Source organism: Salimicrobium humidisoli (assembly GCF_002295105.1).
GTDB lineage: Bacteria > Bacillota > Bacilli > Bacillales > Halobacillaceae > Salimicrobium > Salimicrobium humidisoli.
Genome location: NZ_NSGH01000037.1, coordinates 1 through 8,474, shown reverse-complemented (window position 1 = coordinate 8,474; position 8,474 = coordinate 1). Strand labels below are relative to the sequence as shown.

The following is an 8,474-nucleotide window of genomic DNA, read 5'->3' as shown; positions in this document are numbered from 1 at the left end:
GAGACCCCGGAGTGTGGGTTTTCACGAGGGAGGCTCGGGCGTTCGTCCGCGGAAAGCGAGTGGTATTCGCCCGCACGAACTGCACAAAAAAAGCTTGCAGAAAAACACGGGGTTTCTCTACAAGCTGAGCGGACTATCCGTCCGCTTTTTTTCTTTCTTCTGGCAACGATGATATAGTAAAGAGTAAAAGGAGGGAAAGATAATGTCCGAGTCCATGTTTAAAGAAGTAGAGACTCTCTATGAAAAAATGGTGGAAACACGCAGGTACCTTCATCAGTATCCTGAACTTTCTTTTCAGGAGACGGAAACGGCTGCATATATAGCCGATACATACGAATCACTCGGTATCCCTTTCCAGAAAAATGTAGGGGGCAACGGAGTGATAGCCACGATACAGGGAGGGCGGCCCGGAAGAACTGTGGCACTGCGGGCCGATTTTGACGCTCTACCGATCCAGGAAGAGAACACCCACCTGCCTTACCGCTCCAGAAACGACGGAGTGATGCATGCGTGCGGACATGATGGTCACACGGCTGAGCTGCTCGGTCTCGCAGAAGCGGTGTGGAAATATAAGGAGGAACTTCCCGGCACTATGGTTCTCGTACATCAGCCCGCTGAAGAGATTACTCCAGGGGGAGCGAAACCTTTGCTTGAAACAGGCGCACTCGACCACGTGGACGCCGTTTTCGGCACTCATCTCTGGACAAATACGGAATACGGGACAATCGAAACGGCCCGTGGTCCCTTCATGGCAGGCGCCGATGCTTTCGAAATTACAGTTAAAGGGAAGGGCGGCCACGGAGCCCAGCCTCACCAGACGAAAGATGCCATCGTCATCGCCTCCGATATTGTAGCTTCTCTCCAGCAGGTAGTCGCCAGGAGAATCGATCCTTTAAAGACCGCCGTAGTTACCGTAGGGACCATTCAAGCCGGCAAAGCCTTCAATATAATCGCCGATCAGGCCGAACTTTCCGGCACCGTACGAACGTTTGAATCCGAGGTACAGGAAACCATCAGGGAAGAGATGGAACGTATTACCAGAGGGATATGTGAGGCGGCAGGCGCCGACTACCATTTCTCCTACAATATCGGCTACCCTCCCGTTATCAATCATGAAGATGAGGCTGACCTGGTTCTTAAAGAAGCGCCGCATGCGGGTTCCTCCCTCTCAACCCGTGAAGTGGACCCCTCCATGGCCGGTGAGGATTTCTCCTATTATTTACAGAAGAAACCCGGAGCCTTCTATTTCACAGGAGCCAAACTGCCCGAACACGACTTCCCGCACCATCATCCGAAATTCGACTTTGATGAACGGGCTATGCTTCATGGGGCCAAAACCCTTCTTCAGGTATTTCTCAGTTACCAGCATAAATATAGCAGCTGAATCGTAAAGTTCTCACATAGACCTGCTCCCCCGGCCGCTCCGGCCCGGGGAATTTTTCTGTTTTATTTGCCCGCCCTTCTTCTTTTTCTGAACAGCATAATTTCAAGAGCAGCTATGGAGACGAGCAGCCAGGCCGTTCCGACAGCTATTCCCGCCAGAACGTCGGTGAAATAATGGACCCCTATAAAGATGCGGCTGAGAGCCACCGTAGTCCCGAATAATGCAAGCAGTATATTCACGGTCCACTTCACTTTAGAAGTGAACCTGCTTACTGTAACGAGATAAATCATAAATCCGTAGAAAGCGAAGGCGCCTGTAGAGTGGCCGCTCGGGAAACTGTATCCGACCCCGTCATATGCCTCGATCACTTCCGGACGCTGGCGCTCAAACAATAACTTCAAACCTTTCGTAAGAGCGCTTATTCCTATCATATTGACCGCAAAAAAAAGTGCCACCCATTTACTTTTATTCGAAATAAACAGAAGATAACTTATTACGAGGACCGACAGTACTGACAAAACCCATACGGATCCGGCTTCGGTTATGTATCCCATCGTTTCTGTGAGCCACGGTGGATTGATAGTATCCACAAAATTATTCACTATTCGATCCAATGCGAACTTTTCCCCTTCAAGAACATCTTCACCGAGGGAAACGAAAGAGAAGAAACCTCCTCCTATGAGGATAAACCCTGCTATTATTAAAATAATGGATGTTCTGGTGGGATTTTTGAAATGTGTGCCTCTAAATAACAATTTCTCATCCTCCTACTTCTTACTTCTCCACTATCTTTCCCCACACCGCTTCCAGACAAACTACAAGCCCCGGCAGTAAATCTCCCTGCCAGGGCTTTTCTTAAGCTTTCGTCCGGTAGGCCAGATTTGCTTCATTCAGGCTTTCCTCATCTCCGAACAGAAAATGTTTATGCATGTCGGGTGAATAAATGGAGTGTACCGTCTCCACACCGGCCGCTTCCGCAACGGCCCGGAGCATAGCAGGAGAACTCCCGCAGCATAGACCGATGTAATTAACTCCGTCATTCTTCGCTTTTTTCGCCCACGCCGCAAGTTCATACCGGTTGTGATAGAGCGGGTCGAGCGAAGTCGGAAAAGTCGTTTCCGTCGGGAGAGTGCAACTGCATCCGCCGTCCGGAAGATTGAAAAACGTAGGGTGTTCCTCCGTCGTACGGTACGGAATCGGCAGTGCCCCTACATACCCCTTCACTTTTCGCCTTATTTTCTCTACGTAAGGCTGCATGGTATCAGGGCCGCGGAAACAGTTCATACCTACGACAAGCGCTCCGTTCTCTTCAAGACAGGCGCAGGATTCTTCCACCGTGTAGCCGTCACGCAGTATGTTTTCGCCCATAAGACCGAGGGTTATGACAGCCGGAAGTTCAGCCCGTCTGATTTCCTCCAGAGCAATAAGAGCTTCTTCGTGATAGTAAAATGTTTCCCCGTTCACGAAATCCACCCCTTCTTCTTTACACCAACCGACCATTTCCCGGAACATTTCACGAACTTGAGTTTTACTTTTCTCATCTTCCGGGTCAAAGATATTCGTGTTGGAAACGTTACCGGCCACGAGCGCTTCTTCCTCCGGATGTTCGCACGCAACTTCTTTAGCCAGACGGATCGCGTTCCGGTTCAGCGGTTCAAGCAGGTCCTCTTTCCCTATGATTCTCATCTTCTCCCGGTGGGCATTGTAGGTAAAAGCTAACACTACGTCGGACCCTGCAAGCATATAATCCCGGTACGTCTGTTTCAAAGCTTCCGGATTCTCGAGGGCTACTTCCGGCACGAAAGAACCCGCCTGAAGATACCCTCTCCTCTCCAATTCAAACAGGTAACCTTCCCCGGCAATCACCGGACCTGCTTTCAGCCGCTGCTCAAGACTTCTTTTAGTCATATACCTCGCTCCTTTTTTATAATGTTTTTGGTGTCAGGGCGGTTACGTACTTTTCCGCACAGACTGCAAAAGCGCTGCGCCCAGGTCATCCACCAGGTCATTCTTATCTTCAATACCTACGGAGAAACGGAGAAGACAACCATCCACTCCATATTCCACCCTCGTCTCCTCCGGAATATCCGCATGTGTCTGCGTTGCAGGATAAGTAATGAAACTTTCCACCCCTCCGAGACTTTCAGCAAACGTAATGATATTCAAAGCTTCCAGAAAAGACGGTACCTGTTCTTCCCCTGTTAAACGGAAAGAAAGCATCCCGCCCCGTCCCGGATAAAGAACTTCCCGGACCTCATCCCGGCCCTCCAGGAACTCAGCTATCGTTTCCGCATTCTCCTCATGCTGCTTCATACGTAAGTGAAGGGTTTTCATCCCTCGCAGTAAAAGCCAGGAATCCATCGCCGACAGTGTTGCGCCAATCCCGTTGTGAAGATGCCGGACAATCCGCGTGAGTTCCTCTCCTTTCGTTATAATCGCTCCCGCCAGGACGTCATTATGGCCTCCAAGATATTTCGTACCGCTGTGAATTACAATATCTGCCCCTTCTTCCAGGGGATTCTGAAGGAGAGGTGTATAAAACGTATTGTCCACTATCAGCCTTATTCCGTGTTTTTTGCAGACAGCAGCACATTTCGAAATGTTCACCTCCTTCATCAAAGGATTGGCCGGAGTTTCGAAAAACACGGCTTTTGTTCTTTCACTCATTTCACTCTCCAGTGCCGCCGCATCCGTCAGGTCTGCATAACGGAAAGTTATCCCGTACCGGGTAAGAACCTCTTCGAACAGCCGGTACGTCCCGCCGTACAAATCACGTGAAACGATCACCTCCTCCCCCGAGCGGAACAGACCGAAAACTGTGTGGATAGCTGCCATCCCGGAGCTGCAGGCGAAAGCCCCGTCTCCCTTTTCGAGTTCCCGAAGGGTTTCTTCCAGAACAGAGCGCGTGGGGTTAGCCGTCCTCGTATAATCGAAACCGGTGGATTCCCCGAGCCCGGGGTGGGCATAACTTGTGGAAAAATAAACCGGAGTGCTCACTGCACCGGTACCGGGGTCCGTCCTGTTCCCGGCCTGCGTCAGTATTGTCGCTCTCTCGTGTACCATCGTGGCATCCCTCCCATAAAAAAATCGACCTCCTGAAAAGAGGCCGATTTCTACACACTTGTATATTATCGTCCTCTCATCTTTTCAAAGCACGGGCTTTGCTGGAATTGGCACCAGTTCGCTGTTAAACGATGGTTGCCGAGGTTTCAAAGGGCCAGTCCCTCCACCTCTCTGGATAAGAGTCCATGGATATTCATTTGATTTTTACCAATTATATAGGAGAGCGAGGCATCCGTCAATATTTTTTGAATTATTTTTTAATTCAAACGTTTCCTTACAAAGGTTTCCGTAAATAACCGACTGAACAAAAGACCTCCGAACGCCATCAAAAGGGTTCCTGCCCACATCATCTGCACAGCAAATACCACGACGAAAATGAGTGTCTGGAAGAAAAGAAGCTGTCTCAGGAAGCGTATCAATTCTTCTTTTCTCTGTTCAAAGGAGACCGGATAAATATCCAGCCAGGCGATAGTCCGATGGTGCTGCCATAACGTCATCATCTGGAATCCGCTCAAATAAAGGAACAGAAGACCGAAGATTACGCTTACCCACATATTAGGAATAAACCAGACAGCAAGGGCCCCTATAGCCACCAGTCGAATATACATGCCGCTGTAATCGCCGGATCTTGCAAAAGTAATACGGTACAGGTAAGTGTACGTCGTATTTCCGGAAAAAGGGATGCGGGCGGTCAAAAGTTTTACGATAAGACGCCTTCTCTTTACCCGGCTTTTCAGATGCGGGACGTCTGTGAACATATTAGCCAGCCTGTAGAACACCCTCATCCGTCCCTGGTCTTTTTCCAGCAGAAGGTCCCAGGCAAGCCCGGCTTTCTGCTTCGACATTCTAAAGGCGTATACAATAAGCCCGGCCAGGAGCACAAGACCCGGAATGACAAACAGGAGGGCGTCGACGGCCGCAGAGTAAAACACGACGGCTGAAACTGTCCACACCGCCGCCTGATAGCCGATACGTACAGAAGGCTGACGTTCCTGCAGCATCCACCAGTTGGACTGCATTACTCCCGCCTTCACGACAAGCATAAGCAGAATGATGGCGAGGTAGTGATCCGTACCCAGTTCAGGATACACGGTAAAATACAAAGGTCCGAGCGCAGCCCCCGCAAGAAAAATTACGTAAAGCTGCACCACATAGCTGTAGTAAAGACTGAAACGGAAATAATCCTTCAGCTCGAACTCCGCCGGCAGAAGAAAAACCAGGTCCGGTTCTTTGATCATTGTGCGTATCGGACTGTAGGTTGTAATACTGGCGAAAACAAGGGCTACAATCAGTCCGGCGGGGAAATCTTCCGGAACGGTCTGCAGCCACTGCTGATAAAAGTATGCACCGGCCGAAAGAAGAAAAAACATCACTACCGCAATATGACCGTTAAAAATATAGCGTGTATACCGGCTCAGTTCTTTCGTGTGTTCCCTCATCCGCTCTTTCCAGAAACGTCTGGCGTCAATCATAGGAATCGTCCTTCGTCAATCGTACATATATATCATCGAGAGAAGCACGCGGCATGGAAAAGAATGTGCGAAGTTCATCCAGCGTCCCGTCTGCCCTTATTTCTCCTTCATGAAGAATGACAAAGCGGTCACAGTATTTCTCTGCAGTGGCGAGTATATGAGTCGACATAAGAACCCCGGCCCCGTTTTTTTTCATTTCTTCCATCCATTCAAGATAAGACTGGATGCCGAGCGGGTCGAGCCCTACAAACGGCTCATCCACGATATATAAAGCGGGTTCAATCAGAAAAGCACACATAATCATGACTTTCTGACGCATCCCCTTGGAGAAGTGAACGGGGAACCAGTGAAGCCTTTTTTCCATATGGAATTCTTTTAAGAGAGGGGGGACTCTGCTGTTAAAAGTCTGTTCATCAATGTGATACGCACGGGCAGTCAGGCGCAGATGCTCTTCCAGCGTAAGTTCATCGTACAGAATAGGCATCTCGGGGATATAGGCAAGCTGTTGACGATAGCCTTCGGGGTTCTCCCTGAAAGATGTACCGTTTATGGAAACGCTCCCTTTTTTCGCCTCCATCATTCCGATAACGTGCTTGATGGTCGTACTTTTCCCGGCGCCGTTCAATCCGATAAGACCAACTATTTCACCGGAGTTCACCTGGAGAGAAATGCCGTGCAGAACGTTTTTCCGGGTGTAACCCCCAAATAAATTTTCGATATGTAATAGTGATTCCAATCTGACTCCCTCTTTTCGTGTGTAGTGGTCCCTTCCTTTAAAAAATAGTACCATAGTTGGCTTTCCTATTACAGTTCTTGCGTTCTGCTATGGTACAATACCCATCAAGGAGGGAATTTTTATGACAGATTGTATTTTCTGCAAAATTATCAACGGAGAAATTCCATCAGCCAAAGTATATGAAGATGAAGAAGTTTATGCCTTTTTAGACATTAGTCAGGTCACCAAAGGTCATACGCTCGTCATTCCAAAACAGCATACTAAAAACATCTACGAAACCCACCCGCAAGTAGCCTCTAATGTGTTTGCACGAATACCGAAAATCGCCACGGCCGTTAAATCCGCTTTTGATGCGGATGGGGTGAACATCGTAAACAATAACGACGAAGCAGCCTATCAGTCTGTCTTCCACTTACACATACACGTTCTTCCGAGGTACGAAAACGGAGACGGTTTCGGAGTGAAATGGACGGACAACAGTCAATCCTACACGACGGAACAGCTCCAGGAACTGTCGCAGGTAATCGCTGAAAAGATTTCTTAGAAACTGTACGGGACTTTTGTTATACTTATAACACATTCGCAATCGACCACGAGGGTACGGTTGGAGTGAAATCAGAAAAGCTTAGAAGAGGAGAGATCAGATGAATACTCGTGTACTTGTGTTGCTGTCGTTGTTTATAGGAATAGGGGCTGTACTGCATGCAGTCATGCCGCCGATATTTTTCGGAATGAGGCCGGATATGCTGCTTGCCATGATGTTTTTGGGGATTATCATGTTCCCCAAAGTATCTTACGTTCTTGTACTTTCCACAGCTACAGGAATCGTCTCTGCATTAACCACCACCGCGCCGGGCGGACAGATCGCAAACCTTATTGAAAAACCCGTCACAGGTATGATCGTATTTGTGCTCGTTCTCGCCATGCGTAACTTTAAACAGGAGCGCATCAAAGCAGCTGTTCTTACGGCTGTCGGAACGATTGTCAGCGGCTCCATTTTCCTGGGGTTGATTCTGTTCGTCATCGGTTTAATGGATGCAGGCTTTATAGCCATGTTCCTCACTGTAGTGCTCCCGACAGCGCTTTTAAACACTGTGCTGATGATGGTATTGCACCCGGTTTCTCTCAGAATTATGAGAAGCTCTCCGTCACAGACACTTCGCGCTTCCTGACTTTACAGGAGCGGCTGTTCAGTCCGGCCGCTCTCCTGCTTTCAGGAGGAAAAGGTTTAAATGTATACATATCAGGAGAAACAGTAATCAGGTACAGGTTAGTGAGTAAAGGAGGAAACAGAATGGTCCGAGTTAAACCGTTTGTTATGGGGATTGTTTCCGGAAGTGCTGCCGGAGCCCTTTACGTTCTTTTCAGCACTCCCTCATCCGGCCAGGAATTCCGCTCGAACGCTGTCAGTAAAAGTAAAGAATTGAACAATCTTTTACGCAGGTCCGGTCAGGATGGTAAACAATTCAAAAATCAGGTTACTGAAACATCCAAAGAAACACTTTCACTCATCCGTCATCTCAGCGAAGATATCAGCTCTTCTGTCGAGGGCTGGAAGCAGACGATCGCTCCCCATCAGAAAGAAATCCAAAAATACTTAGAACAGATTGAAGAGAACCTTGCAGATCTTGAAGAGAAAGCAAAACAGCACCGCACCTCCGGAAACGAAGAAACGCCCCGCAACTGATGAAAGAGTCTGGGACAAAACCAGTAAATATTAGTAAAAAAGGGCGTCCCTTCCAATGACTTTCATTGCAAGGGACGCCCTTTCTCTATGGATGTTTCTGTACGTTTATACACAAAAAGAGATCCCTCTGCT

General features: G+C 48.6%; 9 protein-coding genes and 1 riboswitch. Of the genes, 4 read left to right on the top strand and 5 right to left on the bottom strand.

The genetic code is table 11. The features are described from left to right. Positions 1-202: 202 nt before the first annotated feature. Positions 203-1,384 (top strand): M20 family metallopeptidase, encoded by a 1,182-nt coding sequence (locus tag CKW00_RS13205; RefSeq protein ID WP_095822956.1) that lies wholly within the window; start codon positions 203-205, stop codon positions 1,382-1,384. A gap of 62 nt (positions 1,385-1,446) precedes the next feature. Here the strand turns inward: CKW00_RS13205 and CKW00_RS13200 are convergent, their stop codons facing one another. From CKW00_RS13200 to CKW00_RS13180, 5 genes are all read right to left on the bottom strand, one after another. Next, complete coding sequence (locus CKW00_RS13200) at positions 1,447-2,139, bottom strand: phosphatase PAP2 family protein (RefSeq protein ID WP_095822955.1); 693 nt, start codon at positions 2,137-2,139, stop codon at positions 1,447-1,449. Positions 2,140-2,239: 100 nt separating this feature from the next. Beyond that, on the bottom strand, positions 2,240-3,292 hold the full coding sequence (locus CKW00_RS13195; RefSeq protein ID WP_095822954.1) for a homocysteine S-methyltransferase family protein: 1,053 nt from the start codon (positions 3,290-3,292) through the stop codon (positions 2,240-2,242). Positions 3,293-3,334: 42 nt separating this feature from the next. Further along, positions 3,335-4,447 carry an aminotransferase class I/II-fold pyridoxal phosphate-dependent enzyme gene (locus CKW00_RS13190; RefSeq protein WP_095822953.1) on the bottom strand — a complete coding sequence of 371 codons (1,113 nt, stop codon included), beginning with the start codon at positions 4,445-4,447 and terminating at the stop codon, positions 3,335-3,337. Between the two features lie 73 nt (positions 4,448-4,520). Further along, positions 4,521-4,629: riboswitch (SAM riboswitch) on the bottom strand. A 75-nt stretch (positions 4,630-4,704) separates the two neighbouring features. Beyond that, entirely contained in the window at positions 4,705-5,919 is a 1,215-nt protein-coding gene (locus CKW00_RS13185; RefSeq protein ID WP_095822952.1) for an ABC transporter permease, read from the bottom strand. Then, positions 5,912-6,655, bottom strand: a complete 744-nt coding sequence (locus CKW00_RS13180) for an ABC transporter ATP-binding protein (protein WP_095822957.1) — start codon at positions 6,653-6,655, stop codon at positions 5,912-5,914. The genes CKW00_RS13185 and CKW00_RS13180 overlap by 8 nt, the downstream gene beginning before the upstream one ends. Positions 6,656-6,776: 121 nt before the next feature. Here CKW00_RS13180 and CKW00_RS13175 point away from each other — a divergent pair, with 121 nt between their 5' ends. The 3 genes from CKW00_RS13175 to CKW00_RS13165 all read left to right on the top strand — a co-directional run bounded on the left by CKW00_RS13175 (position 6,777) and on the right by CKW00_RS13165 (position 8,342). Continuing rightward, entirely contained in the window at positions 6,777-7,199 is a 423-nt protein-coding gene (locus tag CKW00_RS13175) for an HIT family protein (protein ID WP_095822951.1), read from the top strand. 100 nt (positions 7,200-7,299) lie between these two features. Further along, positions 7,300-7,827 (top strand): tryptophan transporter, encoded by a 528-nt coding sequence (locus tag CKW00_RS13170; RefSeq protein WP_095822950.1) that lies wholly within the window; start codon positions 7,300-7,302, stop codon positions 7,825-7,827. Between the two features lie 122 nt (positions 7,828-7,949). Next, on the top strand, positions 7,950-8,342 hold the full coding sequence (locus tag CKW00_RS13165) for a YtxH domain-containing protein (protein WP_095822949.1): 393 nt from the start codon (positions 7,950-7,952) through the stop codon (positions 8,340-8,342). Positions 8,343-8,474: the final 132 nt, after the last annotated feature.